Below are 17,183 nucleotides of genomic sequence, written 5' to 3' on the forward strand. Positions count from 1 at the left end.
GACCGGCAGGAAATCCGCGGTTTCAGCGACCGCGACCGCGATCGAAGGGACGTACATGCCCATGGGTCACACGGCCACAGCACAGGCAGGCTCCGGCGGCCTGACAGCGACCGAGCACCGCCTGGCCAACGGGCTGCGCGTGGTGCTCTCGGAGGACCATCTGACCCCGGTCGCGGCGGTGTGCCTCTGGTACGACGTCGGCTCGCGCCACGAAGTCAAGGGTCGTACCGGCCTTGCTCACCTTTTCGAGCACCTCATGTTCCAGGGCTCCGGCCAGGTCAAGGGCAACGGCCACTTCGAGCTGGTCCAGGGCGCCGGCGGCTCGCTCAACGGCACCACCAGCTTCGAGCGCACCAACTACTTCGAGACCATGCCCGCCCACCAGCTGGAGCTCGCCCTCTGGCTGGAGGCCGACCGCATGGGCTCGCTGCTGGCCGCCCTCGACGACGAGTCGATGGAGAACCAGCGCGACGTCGTCAAGAACGAGCGTCGGCAGCGCTACGACAACGTCCCCTACGGCACGGCGTTCGAGAAGCTGACCGCCCTCGCCTACCCGGAGGGCCACCCCTACCACCACACCCCGATCGGCTCGATGGCCGACCTGGACGCGGCCACCCTGGAGGACGCGCGCGCGTTCTTCCGCACGTACTACGCGCCGGGCAACGCCGTCCTGTCGGTCGTCGGCGACATCGACCCGGAGCAGACGCTCGCCTGGATCGAGAAGTACTTCGGGTCCATCGCACCGCACGACGGCAAGCCCGTGCCCCGCGACGGCTCGCTGCCCGACGTCATCGGTGAACAGCTGCGTGAGGTCGTGGAGGAAGAGGTCCCCGCGCGCGCGTTGATGGCCGCCTACCGGCTCCCGGAGGACGGCACGCGCGCGTGCGACGCGGCCGACCTGGCGCTCACCGTCCTCGGCGGCGGCGAATCGTCCCGCATCTACAACCGGCTCGTACGGCGTGACCGTACGGCGGTGGCGGCCGGCTTCGGCCTGCTGCGGTTGGCCGGAGCGCCCTCCCTGGGCTGGCTGGACGTGAAGACCTCCGGTGACGTCGAGGTGCCGGTCATCGAGGCCGCCATCGACGAGGAGCTCACCCGGTTCGCCGAGGCGGGCCCCACGGCCGAGGAGATGGAGCGGGCCCAGGCCCAGTTGGAGCGCGAGTGGCTGGACCGGCTCGGCACGGTCGCGGGCCGCGCCGACGAACTGTGCCGCTACGCCGTCCTGTTCGGCGACCCGCAGCTTGCCCTGACCGCCGTACAGCGCGTGCTGGACGTGACGGCCGAAGAGGTCCAGGAGGTCGCCAAGGCCCGCCTGCGCCCCGACAATCGCGCGGTGCTCGTCTACGAGCCGATCGCCGCCGAAGCCCCCGCCGACCAGGACGAGAACGAGGAGGCGGCCCGGTGACCGAGCTCGCCACGATGGAATTCCACCCCCAGCCCCAGGCGGGCGACGCCAAGCCCTGGGCCTTCCCGGCGCCCCAGCGCGGGACGCTCGACAACGGCCTGACGGTGCTGCGCTGCCACCGCCCGGGCCAGCAGGTCGTCGCCGTCGAGGTGATCCTGGACGCCCCCCTGGACGCCGAACCGGCCGGCCTGGACGGTGTCGCCACGATCATGGCGCGGGCCTTCTCCGAGGGCACCGACAAGCACTCCGCCGAGGATTTCGCCGCCGAGCTGGAGCGCTGCGGCGCCACCCTCGACTCGCACGCCGACCACCCCGGCGTACGGCTCTCCCTCGAAGTCCCGGTCTCGCGTCTGGCGAAGGCCCTGGGCCTGCTCTCGGACGCACTCAGGGCGCCCGCGTTCGCGGACAGCGAGGTCGAGCGGCTGGTGCGCAACCGCCTCGACGAGATCCCGCACGAGCTGGCCAACCCGTCCCGGCGGGCCGCCAAGGAGCTCTCCAAGGAGCTCTTCCCGGCGACCTCGCGCATGTCGCGCCCGCGCCAGGGCAGCGAGGAGACGGTCGAGAACATCGACTCCGCGGCCGTACGCGGCTTCTACGAGAAGCACGTCCGCCCCGCCACCGCCACCGTCGTGGTCGTCGGCGACCTCACCGGTATCGACCTCGACGCGCTGCTCGGGGACACCCTCGGTTCCTGGACCGGCTCCTCGGCCGAGCCCCGCCCCGTGCCGCCGGTGACCGCCGACGACGCCGGCCGGGTCGTCATCGTGGACCGCCCCGGCGCCGTCCAGACGCAGCTGCTCATCGGCCGTATCGGTCCCGACCGGCACGACCGCGTATGGCCCGCCCAGGTGCTCGGCACGTACTGCCTGGGCGGCACCCTCACCTCCCGCCTGGACCGCGTCCTGCGCGAGGAGAAGGGCTACACCTACGGCGTGCGGGCGTTCGGGCAGGTCATGCGCTCCGCTCCGGACGGTACGGGTGCCGCGATGCTCGCCATCAGCGGCTCCGTCGACACCCCGAACACCGGCCCCGCCCTCGACGACCTGTGGACGGTGCTGCGCACCCTCGCCGCCGAGGGGCTCACCGACGCCGAGCGCGACGTCGCCGTGCAGAACCTCGTCGGGGTGGCCCCGCTGAAGTACGAGACGGCGGCGGCGGTGGCGAGCACGCTGGCCGAACAGGTCGAGCAGCACCTGCCGGACGACTTCCAGGCGACGCTGTACCAGCAGCTCGCCGCGACGGGCACCGTCGAGGCCACCGCCGCGGTCGTGAGCGCCTTCCCGGTCGACCGGCTGGTGACCGTCCTCGTCGGGGACGCGGCGCAGATCAAGGATCCCGTTCAGGCCCTCGGCGTCGGCGAAGTCACCGTCGTTTCGGCGGAGTAGCCGCGAGCGCGCGGCGCAGCGGACGCACGCGCGCGTCCAGGGGCCCCGGTGACTCCAGAGTCACCGGGGCCCCTGGATGTCCGAATTGAGGGAGAGGTTGCCTGTCTGCCCTGTGGCATGCGCTACAAAAGCCGTGATCCGTTTGGGGATTGAAAGTTGCCGCGCTTAGCGTCATGCGGGCTGTTCGTCAGGCAGTGCGCCGCAGCCGCGGCACCGGACAGTCATCGCCGAGTCCCCGCATGGCGCGAGCCTGGGGAGCCGGGGACCCAAACCATAAGTCCCTGGGGTGAATCGGACGCCCGCGCACACCGCGAGGGGGTCCGTAGGAGACCTTCCTGCTCCGAACCCGTCAGCTAACCCGGTAGGCGAGAAGGAAGGAAAGGACCAGCCACCACATGGCGTTCACCTGCGCCACCGGGAAGCACCGGCGTCCCAGCCGGATGAAGCGCACCACCGCCCGGGCCGCCGGCGTCGCGGCGCTCGCCACCACCGGCGTCATCGGCACCCTCGCCGCCCCGGCGCTCGCCGCCGAACCGGCCGTCGAGCAGACCGGTCTCACCCCCGTCATCACCATCGGCGACTCGGTCGCCGACCAGATCGACGCCCAGGCCACCGCCCAGAAGCAGGCCGCCGAAGAGGCGGAGGCGCAGCGCAAGGCCGAGGAGGCCGCGCGCAAGCAGGCGGTCGCCGAGGCCACGAAGGCGCGCGAGGCGAAGGAGCGGGCCGCCCGCGAGGCCGAGCGCAAGCTCCTCAACTCCTACGTCGCCCCGATCTCCGGCTCGTACATCTCGACCGGCTACAAGGCCGGCGGCGGCGTCTGGTCCTCCGGCAGCCACACCGGCGTCGACTTCCACGCCGCGAGCGGCACCTCCGTCCACGCGGTCGGCTCCGGCACGGTCGTCGAGGCGGGTTGGGGCGGGTCGTACGGCAACAACGTCGTGATCAAGATGAACGACGGCACCTACACCCAGTACGGCCACCTGTCGTCCATCGCGGTCTCCGTCGGTCAGACGGTCACCCCGGGCCGGCAGATAGGCCTCTCCGGCGCCACCGGCAACGTCACCGGGCCGCACCTGCACTTCGAGGCCCGCACGAGCCCGGAGTACGGCTCGGACATGGACCCCGTCGCCTACCTCCGCTCGCACGGCGTGAACGTGTGACGCCCGTGCTGGTCAACGTCTGGCGCCCGCACTGGTCAACGTCTGGCGCCCGCGCTCGTCAACGCCTGACGCCCGCCCCCGTGAACGTCTGACGATCCACGGTCCCGCATCCCGAAGCCCCGGCTCCCCGAGCCGGGGCTTTCGGTGTTTCAGACGGCCGTCTGTCCAAAAAATATCCATGGATTCCGGCCCGCCGTCGGAAATTCCCGCTGATTGCAATAGAGTCACTGAACACACGTCAATCGTCGACGTTTCACGGGGATTAAAGCGGAGGTCGGTCATGCGTATTCCGGCGCACTCGGTATGCACGGCGATCCGGGACGACATCGTCGCGGGTGTCTACGAGCGCGGCAGCCGGCTCACCGAGGAACTGCTCGCGCGCCGCTACGGCGTCTCGCGCGTCCCCGTCCGGGAGGCCCTGCGCACGCTGGAGGCGGAGGGCTTCGTGGTGACCCGGCGGCACGCGGGCGCGTGCGTCGCGGAACCCACCGAGCAGGAGGGTGCCGACCTGCTGGAGATGCGCATGCTCCTGGAGCCGCTCGGCGCCTCGCGGGCCGCCCAGCGGCGCACCGAGGCCCATCTCAAGGTGCTGCGCGGCCTGGTGCGGCTGGGCCAGGAGCGGTCCAGGCGGGGCAACAGCGAGGATCTGCGCTCCCTGGGGAGCTGGTTCCACGAGACGCTCGCACAGGCCTCCGGCAGTGCCGCGATGACCTCGATGCTGACCCAGCTGCGCCACAAGATCGCCTGGATGTACGTCGTGGAGGCGCCGGCCAACCCCGTCGAGTCGTGGGCGGAGCACGGCGCGATCGTGGACGCGGTGGCGCGCGGCGACAGCGAACGTGCGCGGGCGCTCACGGCGCTGCACACGGAGCGCGCGACGGCGGCGCACCGGCTGCGATTCACCGGCGGCGGGGAGCGGCCGGACCGTGTGAGGAACTCGCAACATCCCGTAAACATGACGGGCCTGCGGCATTAACACGAGGGCCGTATACAAAGGGGAGATAATTCGCGGGGGATTATTTCTGCTGCCCGTGAGAGGGAAATGCGAAGGGCTCGCCCGATAATTCGGACGAGCCCTTCGGTGCAACCTTTATTCGGATGCTCAGACAGTCTCGGGAAGTTCCTCGAGACCCTCGGAGACCAGCTTCGCCAGACGGTCGAGGGCCACGTCCGCGCCCTCGGCGTCGGAGGCGAGGACGATCTCCTCGCCCCCCTGGGCGCCCAGGCCGAGGACGGCCAGCATGGAGGCCGCGTTGACGGGGTTGCCGTCGGCCTTGGAGATCGTCACCGGGATGCCTGCGGCCGTGGCGGCCCGGACGAAGATGGAAGCGGGGCGGGCGTGGAGACCCTCGGCCCAGCCGACGTTGACGCGGCGCTCAGCCATGTGATGCTGCCCTTCGGTGTATCAGGGTTGTCTAGACCAGTTTCCCATATCGTGAAGCATGCCCGGAGCGGTCCTTCGTCCCGCCCCGGTGTGTCGTCGGACCGCGGCCTCGGTCCGGCTGACGTCCTCCACAGACTGCCTCGCGCCGTTGTCGTACGCGAGCCGTACTCTGGGGCCCATGCAGACCTCGTCGGACCGGCACGAGTACCCCGCCCACTGGGAAGCCGACGTGGTGCTGCGCGACGGTGGGACCGCGCGCGTCCGGCCCATCACCGTCGATGACGCCGATCGCCTCGTCAGCTTCTACGAGCAGGTGTCGGACGAGTCGAAGTACTACCGCTTCTTCGCGCCCTACCCTCGTCTGTCCGCCAAGGACGTCCACCGCTTCACGCACCACGACTTTGTGGACCGGGTGGGACTCGCGGCCACCATCGGCGGCGAGTTCATCGCCACCGTACGCTACGACCGCATCGGCGCCGATGGCATGCCCGCCGCCGCCCCGGCCGACGAGGCCGAGGTCGCCTTCCTCGTCCAGGACGCCCACCAGGGGCGCGGAGTCGCCTCCGCCCTCCTCGAGCACATCGGGGCCGTCGCGCGTGAGCGGGGCATCCGCCGCTTCGCCGCCGAGGTGCTGCCCGCCAACAACAAGATGATCAAGGTGTTCCGGGACGCCGGGTACACCCAGAAGCGCAGCTTCGAGGACGGCGTCGTCCGCCTGGAGTTCGACCTGGAGCCGACGGACCGCTCGCTCGCCGTGCAGTACGCGCGCGAACAGCGCGCCGAGGCGCGGTCCGTGCAGCGGCTGCTGATGCCCGGGTCCGTCGCCGTGGTCGGGGTCGGCCGCACGCCCGGAGGCGTGGGCCGCAGCGTTCTCGACAACATCAGGGACGCGGGCTTCACCGGCCGGCTGCACGCCGTGAACAAGGCACTCCCCGAGGGGCACAAGGAACTCGCCGGGGTGCCCGCGCACCGGTCGGTCCGGGACATCGACGGGCCCGTCGACCTCGTGGTCGTCGCCGTTCCCGCGGAACAGGTCCCCGAGGTCGTCGAGGAATGCGGCAGGCACGGCGTGCAGGGGCTGGTCGTGCTCTCCGCCGGGTACGCCGAGAGCGGGCCGGAAGGGCGCGAGCGGCAGCGTGAACTGGTCCGGCACGCGCGCGCGTACGGCATGCGGATCATCGGGCCGAACGCGTTCGGAATCATCAACACGTCCACCGACGTACGACTGAACGCCTCGCTGGCCCCCGAGATGCCCCGGCCGGGCCGGATCGGACTGTTCTCCCAGTCCGGCGCGATCGGCATCGCCCTGCTGTCCCGACTGCACCGGCGCGGGGGCGGGGTCACCGGCGTCACCGGCGTGTCGACGTTCGTGTCGTCCGGCAACCGGGCGGACGTCTCCGGCAACGACGTCCTTCAGTACTGGTACGACGACCCCGACACCGACGTGGCGCTGATGTACCTGGAGTCCATCGGCAACCCGCGCAAGTTCACGCGGCTCGCACGGCGTACGGCGGCCGCGAAACCGCTGGTCGTGGTGCAGGGGGCGCGGCACGGGGGAGCGGCTCCGCAGGGGCATGCCGTACGGGCGACGCGGTTGCCGCACGCCACCGTGTCCGCGCTGCTGCGGCAGGCCGGGGTGATCCGGGTCGACACGATCACCGAGCTGGTCGATGTGGGGCTGCTGCTCGCGCGCCAGCCGCTGCCCGCGGGGGCACGGGTGGCGATCCTCGGAAACTCCGAGTCGCTGGGGCTGCTGACGTACGACGCCTGCCTCGCCGAGGGGCTCAGGCCGTTGCCGCCGCTGGACCTGACGACAGGGGCGTCGCCGGAGGCCTTCCACGGGGCGCTGTCCCGGGCGTTGGCGGACGACGCGTGCGACGCCGTCGTGGTCACCGCGATACCGACGGTGCAGGAGGGGTATCCCGGCGACGCGGCGTTGGCGGAGGCGTTGCGATCGGCAGCGGAGCGGGTGCCCGGGAAGCCGGTCATGGTGGTGCACGTGGAGCTCGGAGGGCTGGCGGAGGCGTTGTCGGCCGCGGCGAGCACCGCACCCCGGGCGAGCTCGCCGGCGTCCGGCGCCGTCGGCCGCGACCACCCGTTCCGCGCGCTGGACCGACTGGCCGCGAAGGCGGCGGACGACGCGCCGGCTCCCGAGAACTGCTCCCGCCTCATCCCCGCCTACCCCGCGGCCGAACGCGCCGTCCGCGCCCTCGGGGAAGCGGTCAAGTACGCCCAGTGGCGGCGGGACGCAGCCGAGCCCGGCAAGGTGCCCGAGTACGAGGACATCGACGAGAAGGGGGCCGCCGAGCTCATCGGAGGGCTCCTCGCGCGCGGACAGGGGCTCACCCTCGGTACCGAAGCGACCTGCGAGCTGCTCGGGAAGTACGGCCTGCACGTCCACCGCGCGCTGTCCGCGCCCACCGCCGAGGACGCCGTCGCCGCCGCCCGCACCCTCGGCTATCCGGTCGCCCTCAAGGCCACCGCCCCGCACCTGCGCCACCGCGCCGACCTGGGCGGCGTACGCCTGGATCTCACGGACGAGGAGCAACTGCGCCGCGCCTACGCCGAGTTGACCGAGATGTTCGGGACGCCGGAGGAGCTGCGGCCGGTCGTGCAGGGAATGGCGCCCCGCGGAGTCGACACCGTTGTCAGGGCCGTGATCGACCCGGCGGCGGGCGCCGTCTTGTCGTTCGGGCTCGCCGGAGCCGCCTCCCAGCTGCTCGGGGACATGGCGCACCGGCTGGTTCCGGTCACCGACCGGGAGGCGACCTCGCTGGTCCGGTCGATCCGGACGGCGCCGCTCCTGTTCGGCTGGCGGGGGTCGGCCCCCGTCGACACCCCGGCCCTGGAGGAGCTGCTGCTGCGCGTCTCGCGGCTGGTGGACGACCATCCGGAGGTCGTCGCGGTCACCCTGGAGCCGGTCGTCGTCGCCACGCGCGGGCTGAGCGTCCTCGGCGCCTCGGTGCGGCTGGCGCCGCCGCCGGCCCGCGACGACCTCGGCCCGAGGACGCTTCCGGCGTACTGAGACGTGGCGAGGCGTACCGGGACCGACGGAGACCGCCGCGAGCGTGCCTCGCAGTCAGTGGCTCCCCGTAGGATGGACGTCATGGCCAAGACCAGTACGACGACCCAGGGGCTGCGAGCGGCGATCGAACGCAGCGGCTACTACCCGGCCCTCGTGGCCGAGGCGGTGGAGGCCGCCGTGGGCGGCGACACCATCCGGTCGTACCTGGTCCACCAGGAGACGACGTTCGACCAGAACGAGGTGCGGCGGCATGTCACCGTCCTCGTCCTCACCGAGACCCGCTTCATCGTCAGCCACACCGACGAGCAGACGGCGGACACCACCTCGCCGACGCCCTACGCCACCACCTCCACCGAATCCGTGAAGCTCGGCCGGATCTCGTCGGTCGTGATCAGCCGCGTGGTCGCCAACCCGGAACAGTACGTGCCGGGCACGCCGCCCCGGGAGGTCGTGCTGACGATCGGCTGGGGCGCCGTCTCCCGTCTCGACCTGGAGCCCGCCGCCTGCGGCGACCCCAACTGCGAGGCCGACCACGGCTACACCGGCAGCTCGACGGCCGACGACCTGAGCCTGCGCGTGAGCGAGGCCGGGGACGGCCCGGAGACCGTGCGCCAGGCGCTCGTCTTCGCGCAGGCCATCTCCGAAGCGACCGCGGACGTCACCCGCTGATGGCACAGCCCGCCTCGGACTGGGACCACCACCCACAGCCGCTCGCCCCCGACTCCGCGCCCGCCCCTGAGTACGGCACCGGCTCCCTCGCCGACCTGCTACCTACGCTGGCCGCAGGCATGGCCGTACCGGGCCTCACCGCGGCCATCCCGGAGCTCACCCCCGCCGACCGGAACTGCGTGTTCCTGATCGACGGGCTCGGCTGGGAACAGCTCAGGGCGCACCCGGACGAGGCGCCCTTCATGACCGCGCTCCTCGCCAGCTCCCGCGGTGGCACCGGCCGGCCCCTCACCACCGGCTTTCCCGCCACCACGGCCACCTCCCTCGCCTCCGTGGGCACCGGCCGTCCGCCCGGCGCCCACGGCCTGCCCGGCTACACGGTGCGCAATCCGGACACCGGCGAGCTGATGAACCAGCTGCGCTGGCAGCCCTGGACCTCGCCGAAGGTCTGGCAGCCGTACCCCACGGTCTTCCAGCTGGCCCACGAGGCGGGTGTGCACGCCGCCCAGGTGTCGTCCCCGACCTTCGAGAGCACCCCGCTGACCAAGGTCGCGCTCAGTGGAGGAACGTTCCACGGGCGGCTGTCCGGCGAGGACCGGATGGATCTCGCGGCCGAGCAGCTGGCCGCCGCCGACCGCGCCCTGGTCTACACGTACTACGCCGAACTCGACGGCGCCGGTCACCGCTTCGGCATCGACTCGGACAACTGGCGCGGCCAGCTCATGTACGTCGACCGGCTGGTCCAGCGGCTCTCCGAGCAGCTGCCGCCGCGCACCGCGCTCTACGTCACCGCCGACCACGGCATGATCGACGTCCCCTTCGACGAGCAGCATCGCATCGACTTCGACGAGGACTGGGAGCTGCGCGCCGGGGTCGCCCTGCTGGGCGGCGAGGGCCGCGCCCGCCACGTCTACGCGGTGCCGGGCGCCGAGAACGACGTCCTGACCTGCTGGCGCGAGGTCCTCGGCGAGCAGTTCTGGGTCGCCTCCCGGGACGAGGCGATCGCGGCGGGCTGGTTCGGCCGGCCCGACCAGGTCGAGCAGCGGGTGTACGGCCGGCTCGGCGACGTGGTCGCGGCCGCCCGCGACGACGTGCTCATCGTCGCCTCGCAGCGGGAGCCCAAGGAGTCGGCGATGGTCGGCAACCACGGTTCGATGACCCCTGCCGAGCAGCTGGTCCCGCTGCTCGAAGTACGCTCCTGACGTTTCATCCGCCCCTGTTCCCCTGTGCTGAAAGGTGCTCGACTCGCCATGCCCGAGCTGGTGTTCTTCTCCGGAACGATGGACTGCGGGAAGTCCACGCTGGCTCTCCAGATCGAGCACAACCGCTCGGCAAGGGGACTGCAGGGTCTGATCTTCACCCGGGACGACCGTGCGGGGGAGGGGAAGCTCTCCTCACGACTCGGCCTGGAAACCGACGCGGTCGAGGCGGTGCCGGGGATGGATCTCTATGCCTATGTCGTGGACCGGCTGTCGCAGGGCAGCAAGGTCGACTATCTGATCGTGGACGAGACCCAGTTCCTTTCGCAGGAGCAGATCGACCAACTGGCGCGGGTCGTGGACGACTTGAACCTGGACGTCTTCGCTTTCGGTATCACCACCGACTTCCGCACCAAACTCTTCCCGGGTTCGCAGCGATTGATCGAGCTGGCGGACCGGATAGAGGCGCTCCAGGTCGAGGCGCTGTGCTGGTGCGGTGCGCGTGCCACGCACAACGCCCGCACGCTCGGCGACGAGATGGTGGTGGAAGGTGAGCAGGTCGTCGTCGGTGATGTGAACCACCCCGCCGCGGAGGTCGGTTACGAGGTCCTGTGCCGACGCCACCACCGACGCCGGATGACGAGCGCGTCCGCGCGGGCCGGCGTGCTCTCGCCGGACGTCCTGCCCGTCACCTCCGGCTGACCATTCAGCGGACCCCCCACCTCGGACACCGGCTGCTCCTCAGGCTCCTGCGGGTACTGGCCATGCCGCTGACCGGGCAGCGGTACGCCCGTTACCGGATGCTTGGGCGTGCCCCGGCCTTGGCCACCCGTCTCAGCGCGGGCTCTGGATGAGGGAAAGCCACGCCCCCTCGGGATCGGTCACGGTGGCCACCCTCCCGTGCTCGCTGTCGTGCGGTGGTTTGAGGACGTGGCCGCCCAGGTCCGTCACGAGGGCGGCCGCGTCGTCCGTGTCGGCGACCTCGAAGTACGTCGTCCAGTGCGGCCCCCGGTCGCGGGGCAGGGCGCTGCCCACGCCGTGGATGCCGGCGACGGGGCGGCCGGCGATGTGCAGGGTGACGTAGTCGAAGTCGGCGGACACCACCGGCTCCTCCTCGTAACCGAACACCGTCTCGTAGAACTTGGCGACGCTCGTGGACTCGAAGGTGAGCAACTCGTGCCACGCCGGGGTGCCCGGCACCCCGGCGATGGACGTGCCGAGGTGGGCCGACGCCTGCCACACGCCGAAGACCGCGCCCGCCGGGTCGGAACCGATCACCAGCCGCCCGGCGTCACCCGCGGTCAGCGGTCCCACTCCGACCGTGCCGCCGCACAGGCGTACCGTTTCCGCCGTCAGGTCCACGTCGTCCGAGGCGAGGTAGGGCGTCCAGGCGATCGGAAGGTGGCGATCGGGCGACAGTTGGCCGATGCCGGCCACCTCGTGCCCGTCGAGCAGTGCCCGGACGTAGGGACCGAGCTGTTGCGGACCCGGCTGGAACTCCCAGCCGAACAGCGAGCCGTAGAACTCCTGCGTCGCCGCCATCCCGTGCACCATCAGGCTCACCCAGCAGGGCGCGCCGGGCGCGTGTCGGGCGTGTGCCTCGCCGTTCGGGCCGGACGACCCCCGTGCCTCGGTCATCGTCACTCTCTCCTCGGCCCCTCGCGGGGCCGTGTCGCTTCCGCTCTGACGGACCCCCGTGCCGATGCTCGCACCCGCCGTGGTGCCACGTCCTTCGGGCGCGCCGCCGGGTGCCGGCCCGTGACCGGTAAATGCCCGGCGCGCGGTCCCTCGGCGGTTCCGCGCGATGACCGACGGGGGGGCGATCGCGTGTACAGCATGTGCCCGATCCCGTACGCCTCGTGACCGGGTCTGTCCGGCCGAGCAGAGTAGCCGGACATGAACGATGCGGCCACCCCGTGCGCGAGGATGGTGGCCATGAACGCCATCATCTCCGCATCCGAACTCGCGAGCGACCTGGCGGTCGGCAGCCCGCCGGTCCTCCTCGACGTCCGCTGGCAGCTGAGCCTGGCCAAGGCGGCGGGAGAGCCCTCCTTCGACGGCCGAGCCGAGTACGCGGCCGGACACATCCCCGGCGCCGTCTACGTCGACCTGGACCGGGAGCTCGCCGGCACCCCCGGCACCGGAGGCCGACACCCGCTGCCCGACCTCGCCGCGTTCGGCACCGCCATGCGCGAGGCGGGTGTCTCGTCCGGGACGCCGGTGGTCGTGTACGACGGCGGACAGGGCTGGGCGGCGGCTCGGGCCTGGTGGCTCCTGCGCTGGACGGGTCACCCGAACGTGCGAGTCCTCGACGGCGGGTTGCCGGCCTGGGAGGGTGAGCTGTCGGTGGAGACGCCCGAGCCGGCCGTGGGGGACTTCCGCCCGGAGCCGGGCGCGCGGGGCCTGCTCGACGCGGACGGCGCGGCGGCGCTGGCGCGTTCCGGCGTCCTGCTGGACGCGCGGGCGGGCGAGCGCTACCGGGGTGACGTCGAGCCGATCGACCGCGTCGGCGGGCACATCCCGGGCGCCGTCTCCGCGCCCACCACGGACAACGTGGCGACGGACGGACGCTTCCTGCCCGCAGCGGAGTTGACCGAGCGCTTCAAGGCCCTGGGCGCCACCGAGAGTTCGCAGGTCGGCGTCTACTGCGGTTCCGGCGTCTCCGCCGCGCACCAGGTACTGGCCCTGGCGGTGGCGGGCATCCCGGCCGCGCTCTACGTCGGTTCCTGGTCGCAGTGGTCGTCGGACCCGTCGCGCCCGGTCGCCGTGGGGCCCGATCCGCAGTAGGCGTACGACGGGAGGGACCCGCACCGACCGGCGCGGGTCCCTCCCGATGTCGTACGGCATGTCGTACGGCCGACTACTCCTGCTTCTTGCGTCGCGTCCCGAACACGATCTCGTCCCAGCTCGGGACCGCCGCCCGGCGCCCCGGGCGGACGCCGTCCGCCTCGGCCTGGCGGTCGGTGGAGCCGATGAGACGGTCGCGGTGGCTGCCGACGGAACGGGGCATGAGGACGTCCGCGTAGGCGGACCCGGCCGAGGCCGCGGGGGCCGGGGGCTCCTCGCTGTCGGGCTCCGGGGCGGGCTCCTCCGCCTCGGGGTCCTCCGACGGGCGCTCCGGGACCACCAGGTCGCCCCGGAAGCTCGGTACCGCCTCCAACAGGCTGGTCAGCGAGTCTCTTTCGCTCGCACTCGCCGTCGCGCCCGTGCCCTCCTCGGCGGGCTCGGGCGGCGCCGGCAGGCTCGGCCGCTCCCGGTCGAGGGCGCGGTCCAGCGGACGGTCGCGCGGCAGCCGTGCGATGCGCGGTACGAAGGGAAAGCTGGGCTCCGGCGAGGCGGCGAGGTCGTCGGACTCGCCGATCAGCGAGCGCGCCTCCTCGTCGACGGCCTGGACGAGCCGCCGGGGCGGGTCGTACGTCCAGCTCGCCGAGTGCGGTTCGCCCGCCACCAGGTAGACCAACAGGACTTCCCAGGTGCCGTCGTCGCGGCGCCACGAGTCCCACTGGACGCTGTCCTTCTCGGCGCCGCGCAGGGTCAGCCGCTCCTGGACGGCCTCGCCAAGCTGCGGGCCCGCGTTCTCGCCGGGGCGGCGGACCGGAGTCTTCCGGGCGCGCTCGGCCATGAACGCGCGCTCGGCCAGTACGGGACCCTCGAAGCGCCGTACGCGATCGACGGGGATGCCGGCCATCTGGGCGACCTCTTCCGCGGTCGCACCGGCACGTATACGTGCCTGGATGTCACGGGGGCGGAGATGGCTCTCCACCTCGATCTCGATCTGGCCGAGGCGGGGACGGTCGCCGCGAACAGCGGCGCGCAGACGCTCGTCAATCGGAAGCGTGTACTCCGTGCTGTCCGCAGCCTTCAGCACCAGCCGTGTGCCGTCATTCGAGACGGCCACGACACGCAGTTCGGGCATGGGGACCTCCCGGGTGGTGCCTGCCGACGTCACGTGCGTCGCTGCTTCCGCTAGTCGAGTGTGGCCTGCCCGGGTGCAGCCTGCCACAACCTTGCCGAGTTGCCCGGCGTGTCGGGCACTGGCCCGGGACCGCCGTTATGGCACGGTTACCAATTCGCAACGCTAAGTGACCAACTCCGTCACCCTGTGCAACTGGCCCCCTCCCGACGGTCCTTGAAGGCCACGGACGCCCAGGCGGGAGACCTGACCCAGGGCTCGCAACAGTACTCCATTCGGGCCACGTGCGTGGATTGGCGCGCTGTCGAACTTCTGACGGAGGACGGTACTTGGCCGCCGTGGCGCGGTTTTCCGGATCTTGGACGTGGCGTACTTCACGCAATCACCAGAAAGGGAACGTATCGCTTTCGGTCGTACGTCCCCTTCTCGGGCGGCCGTGCCCCCGGTTTTGGCTACGACCCCAACACCCGCCGCAGGTAGTCGTTCTGGAACCGGCGCTCGGGATCCAGCCGGTCCCGCAGCGCGGTGAACTCGCCGAAGCGGGGGTAGACCCCCGCGAAGTACTCGGCGTCCCGCGTGTGCACCTTGCCCCAGTGCGGCCGGCCCTCGTACGCGGTCAGGATCCGTTCCGCGGCGGTGAAGTAGGCCTGGTAGGGCGTCCCCTTGACCATGTGGACGGCGATGTACGCACTGTCGCGCTCCGACGCCGTGGACAGCGTGATGTCGTCGGCCGGCGCGGTGCGCACCTCGACCGGGAAGCTGACCCGCAGACCGGACCGGTCGACCATCGCCTTCAGTTCGCGCAGTGCCTCGGTCACGGACGCGCGCGGGACGGCGTACTCCATCTCCACGAAGCGCACCCGGCGCGGGGAGGTGAAGACCTTGTAGGGGATGTCGGTGTACGTCCGCGCCGACAGGGCCTTGCTGGAGATCTGCGCGATCGTCGGGATCGTGGCGGGCGCCGCGCGGCCGATCCACTGGGCGGCCTGGAAGACGCCGTTGGAGAGGAACTCGTCCTCGAACCAGCCCGCGAGCTGCCCCACCGGCTGCTCCGGGCCCGCGCTGCGGTTGTTGCGCTTGGTGTTGGTGCTGCCGGTGTGCGGGAACCAGTAGAACTCGAAGTGCTCGTTCTCGGCCCACAGTTCGTCGAACTCGGCGACGACCCGGTCGAAGGGCATCGGTTCCTCGCGGGCCGTGAGCAGGAAGACCGGCTCCACGGCGAAGGTGATCGCGGTGACGATGCCGAGCGCGCCCAGCCCTATTCGGGCGGCCGCGAAGACCTCGGGGTTCTCCTTCTCGGAGCAGGCGAGCACCGACCCGTCCGCGGTGACCAGCTCCAGGGCCTTGATCTGGGCGGCGATCGAGGCCGACTCGCGGCCGGTGCCGTGGGTGCCGGTGCTGGTGGCCCCGGAGACCGTCTGCTCCATGATGTCGCCCATGTTGGTGAGCGACAGGCCCTCGCGGGCCAGGGCCACGTTGAGCCTCTTGAGCGGGGTACCGGCCTCGACCGTGACCGTCATGGCGTCCCGGTCGATGTTGCGGATACCGGTCAACAGTTGAGGGCGGATCAACACACCGTCGGTGGCGGCGATCGACGTGAAGGAGTGCCCGGTGCCGACGGCCTTCACCCTCAGGCCGTCCTCGGCCGCCCTGCGCACGGCCTCGGACAGTTCCCCGACGGAGGCGGGCGTGACCTCCCGCGTGGGGCGGGCGGCGACGTTACCTCCCCAGTTACGCCACGTGCCGTTCTTCCCGCTCGCTGTGCTGCTCAACGGTGCCTCCCCGATGCGGAACCGGCCTGCTGAGCCGGCGGTACCCGAGGAAACCGACCGCGACCGCGACGGCCCCGGACACGGCCGGAACCCCGTACCCGGCCCGCGCACCGGCGGCGTCGATCACCCAGCCGGCCACCGAGGAGCCGAGCGCGACCCCGACCGCGAGCCCGGTGCTCACCCAGGTCATGCCCTCGGTCAGTTGCGCGCGTGGTACGTGCTGTTCGATCAGGGACATCGTCGTGATCATCGTGGGAGCGATGGACAGGCCCGCTACGAACAGCGCCACGGCCAGAAACGGCAAGTTTCCGACCAGTAGGAGGGGGATCATACTCACGGCCATCGCGCAGACGCCCAGCAACCAGCGAGGTTCCGGCGCCCCGGCGAAGCGCAACAGTCCGAACACCAGCCCCGCGAGACAGGAGCCCGCCGCGTACAGCGCGAGGACGACGCTCGCGGCGCCCTTGTGGCCCTGCTCGTCTGCGAAGGCCACGGTGACCACGTCGACCGCCCCGAAGATCGCGCCGGTCGCCACGAACGTGCCCACCAGGACCTGGAGACCGGGGGCGCGCATCGCCGTGCCGCCGCCCTGGTGCGCGCGCGGATGCGGGGCCGGTTCGGTGGCGCGCTGGGCGGTCAGCCAGAAGACGCCGGCCGCCAGGAAGCAGGCGGCGAGCAGCGGCCCGGCCTCCGGGAACCAGACCGTGGACAGCCCGATGGAGATGATCGGCCCGAAGATGAAGCAGACCTCGTCGATCACGGACTCGAACGAGTACGCCGTGTGCAGCTGTGGAGTGTCCCGGTACAGGGCCGCCCACCGTGCCCGGATCATCGCGCCGATGCTCGGTACGCAGCCGATGCCGGCGCTGAACACGTACAGCGTCCAGTCCGGCCACTCGTAGTGCGCGGCGAACAGCAGCCCGGCCGCCGCGACGAGCGCGATCGCGGTCGCCGGACGCAGCACCCGCCGCTGCCCGTACTGGTCCACCAGCCGCGAGACCTGCGGGCCCGCCACCGCGGCGGCGAGCGCGATGGTCGCCGACAGCGCGCCGGCCAGGCCGTAGCGCCCGGTGAGCTGGGAGACCATCGTGACCACGCCGATGCCCATCATCGACAACGGCATACGGCCGAGGAGACCGGCGGCCGAGAACCCCTTGGAGCCGGGGGCGGCGAACAGAGCGCGGTAGGGGCTGGGCACGGGGTCTCCGGTCGGGCGGGAGCGGGTCGGCTCGGTGGGGCGTGAGGGTGTGAGGCGTGAAGGTCTGAGGCGT

General features: G+C 71.7%; 14 protein-coding genes and 1 riboswitch. Of the genes, 9 read left to right on the plus strand and 5 right to left on the minus strand.

Going from position 1 to position 17,183, the window contains the following annotated elements:
• The first annotated feature begins 55 nt into the window (after positions 1-55).
• The 4 genes from ACWBNA_RS40260 (at position 56) to ACWBNA_RS40275 (ending at position 4,926) form a co-directional block, all read left to right on the plus strand.
• Complete coding sequence (locus ACWBNA_RS40260; RefSeq protein WP_482709518.1) at positions 56-1,405, plus strand: M16 family metallopeptidase; 1,350 nt, start codon at positions 56-58, stop codon at positions 1,403-1,405.
• Positions 1,402-2,790: a M16 family metallopeptidase gene (locus tag ACWBNA_RS40265; protein ID WP_482709519.1), complete on the plus strand. Its 1,389-nt coding sequence runs from the start codon at positions 1,402-1,404 to the stop codon at positions 2,788-2,790. Before ACWBNA_RS40260 ends, ACWBNA_RS40265 begins: the two co-directional genes overlap by 4 nt.
• 215 nt (positions 2,791-3,005) lie before the next feature.
• Positions 3,006-3,172, plus strand: a riboswitch (cyclic di-AMP (ydaO/yuaA leader).
• Between the two features lie 13 nt (positions 3,173-3,185).
• Positions 3,186-3,950, plus strand: a complete 765-nt coding sequence (locus tag ACWBNA_RS40270) for a M23 family metallopeptidase (protein ID WP_482709520.1) — start codon at positions 3,186-3,188, stop codon at positions 3,948-3,950.
• 280 nt (positions 3,951-4,230) lie between these two features.
• Positions 4,231-4,926, plus strand: coding sequence for a GntR family transcriptional regulator (locus ACWBNA_RS40275; protein WP_482709521.1), 696 nt, complete (start codon positions 4,231-4,233; stop codon positions 4,924-4,926).
• Positions 4,927-5,052: 126 nt separating this feature from the next.
• Here ACWBNA_RS40275 and ACWBNA_RS40280 read toward each other — a convergent pair whose 3' ends face one another.
• Positions 5,053-5,334: an HPr family phosphocarrier protein gene (locus tag ACWBNA_RS40280; protein WP_053749171.1), complete on the minus strand. Its 282-nt coding sequence runs from the start codon at positions 5,332-5,334 to the stop codon at positions 5,053-5,055.
• A 178-nt stretch (positions 5,335-5,512) separates the two neighbouring features.
• On the opposite strand from ACWBNA_RS40280, the gene ACWBNA_RS40285 reads away from it, so the two are divergent.
• From ACWBNA_RS40285 to ACWBNA_RS40300, 4 genes are all read left to right on the plus strand, one after another.
• Positions 5,513-8,359, plus strand: a complete 2,847-nt coding sequence (locus ACWBNA_RS40285; protein WP_482709522.1) for a bifunctional acetate--CoA ligase family protein/GNAT family N-acetyltransferase — start codon at positions 5,513-5,515, stop codon at positions 8,357-8,359.
• Positions 8,360-8,440: 81 nt separating this feature from the next.
• A complete protein-coding gene (locus tag ACWBNA_RS40290) occupies positions 8,441-9,028 on the plus strand; it encodes a DUF5998 family protein (protein ID WP_482709523.1) in 588 nt (195 codons plus the stop codon).
• The gene (locus ACWBNA_RS40295; RefSeq protein WP_482709524.1) at positions 9,028-10,230 is read left to right on the plus strand and encodes an alkaline phosphatase family protein; all 1,203 of its coding nucleotides are present in this window, start codon (positions 9,028-9,030) and stop codon (positions 10,228-10,230) included. The genes ACWBNA_RS40290 and ACWBNA_RS40295 overlap by 1 nt, the downstream gene beginning before the upstream one ends.
• A gap of 48 nt (positions 10,231-10,278) precedes the next feature.
• Entirely contained in the window at positions 10,279-10,929 is a 651-nt protein-coding gene (locus ACWBNA_RS40300; protein ID WP_482709525.1) for a thymidine kinase, read from the plus strand.
• 132 nt (positions 10,930-11,061) lie between these two features.
• Here ACWBNA_RS40300 and ACWBNA_RS40305 read toward each other — a convergent pair whose 3' ends face one another.
• Entirely contained in the window at positions 11,062-11,865 is an 804-nt protein-coding gene (locus tag ACWBNA_RS40305; protein ID WP_482709526.1) for a VOC family protein, read from the minus strand.
• A 297-nt stretch (positions 11,866-12,162) separates the two neighbouring features.
• Between ACWBNA_RS40305 and ACWBNA_RS40310 the strand changes: the two genes are divergently transcribed.
• On the plus strand, positions 12,163-13,014 hold the full coding sequence (locus ACWBNA_RS40310) for a sulfurtransferase (protein WP_482709527.1): 852 nt from the start codon (positions 12,163-12,165) through the stop codon (positions 13,012-13,014).
• 73 nt (positions 13,015-13,087) lie between these two features.
• On the opposite strand, the gene sepH is transcribed toward ACWBNA_RS40310, so the two are convergent.
• From sepH to ACWBNA_RS40325, 3 genes are all read right to left on the minus strand, one after another.
• Positions 13,088-14,143, minus strand: coding sequence for a septation protein SepH (gene sepH / locus ACWBNA_RS40315; RefSeq protein ID WP_482709528.1), 1,056 nt, complete (start codon positions 14,141-14,143; stop codon positions 13,088-13,090).
• A 449-nt stretch (positions 14,144-14,592) separates the two neighbouring features.
• Positions 14,593-15,912 carry a D-arabinono-1,4-lactone oxidase gene (locus ACWBNA_RS40320; protein ID WP_482709529.1) on the minus strand — a complete coding sequence of 440 codons (1,320 nt, stop codon included), beginning with the start codon at positions 15,910-15,912 and terminating at the stop codon, positions 14,593-14,595.
• Positions 15,872-17,110: an MFS transporter gene (locus tag ACWBNA_RS40325; protein ID WP_482709530.1), complete on the minus strand. Its 1,239-nt coding sequence runs from the start codon at positions 17,108-17,110 to the stop codon at positions 15,872-15,874. Before ACWBNA_RS40325 ends, ACWBNA_RS40320 begins: the two co-directional genes overlap by 41 nt.
• Positions 17,111-17,183: the final 73 nt, after the last annotated feature.

The organism is Streptomyces sp. Q2 (genome assembly GCF_056820935.1).

What these genes read in the sequence shown, in the direction of transcription:
- ACWBNA_RS40260 (WP_482709518.1), top strand. Translation starts at nt 56, where the DNA reads ATGCCCATGGGTCACACGGCCACAGCACAGGCAGGCTCCGGCGGCCTG.
- ACWBNA_RS40270 (WP_482709520.1), top strand. Translation starts at nt 3,186, where the DNA reads ATGGCGTTCACCTGCGCCACCGGGAAGCACCGGCGTCCCAGCCGGATG.
- ACWBNA_RS40275 (WP_482709521.1), top strand. Translation starts at nt 4,231, where the DNA reads ATGCGTATTCCGGCGCACTCGGTATGCACGGCGATCCGGGACGACATC.
- ACWBNA_RS40280 (WP_053749171.1), bottom strand. Translation starts at nt 5,334, where the DNA reads ATGGCTGAGCGCCGCGTCAACGTCGGCTGGGCCGAGGGTCTCCACGCC.
- ACWBNA_RS40285 (WP_482709522.1), top strand. Translation starts at nt 5,513, where the DNA reads ATGCAGACCTCGTCGGACCGGCACGAGTACCCCGCCCACTGGGAAGCC.
- ACWBNA_RS40290 (WP_482709523.1), top strand. Translation starts at nt 8,441, where the DNA reads ATGGCCAAGACCAGTACGACGACCCAGGGGCTGCGAGCGGCGATCGAA.
- ACWBNA_RS40295 (WP_482709524.1), top strand. Translation starts at nt 9,028, where the DNA reads ATGGCACAGCCCGCCTCGGACTGGGACCACCACCCACAGCCGCTCGCC.
- ACWBNA_RS40300 (WP_482709525.1), top strand. Translation starts at nt 10,279, where the DNA reads ATGCCCGAGCTGGTGTTCTTCTCCGGAACGATGGACTGCGGGAAGTCC.
- ACWBNA_RS40305 (WP_482709526.1), bottom strand. Translation starts at nt 11,865, where the DNA reads ATGACCGAGGCACGGGGGTCGTCCGGCCCGAACGGCGAGGCACACGCC.
- ACWBNA_RS40310 (WP_482709527.1), top strand. Translation starts at nt 12,163, where the DNA reads ATGAACGCCATCATCTCCGCATCCGAACTCGCGAGCGACCTGGCGGTC.
- sepH (WP_482709528.1), bottom strand. Translation starts at nt 14,143, where the DNA reads ATGCCCGAACTGCGTGTCGTGGCCGTCTCGAATGACGGCACACGGCTG.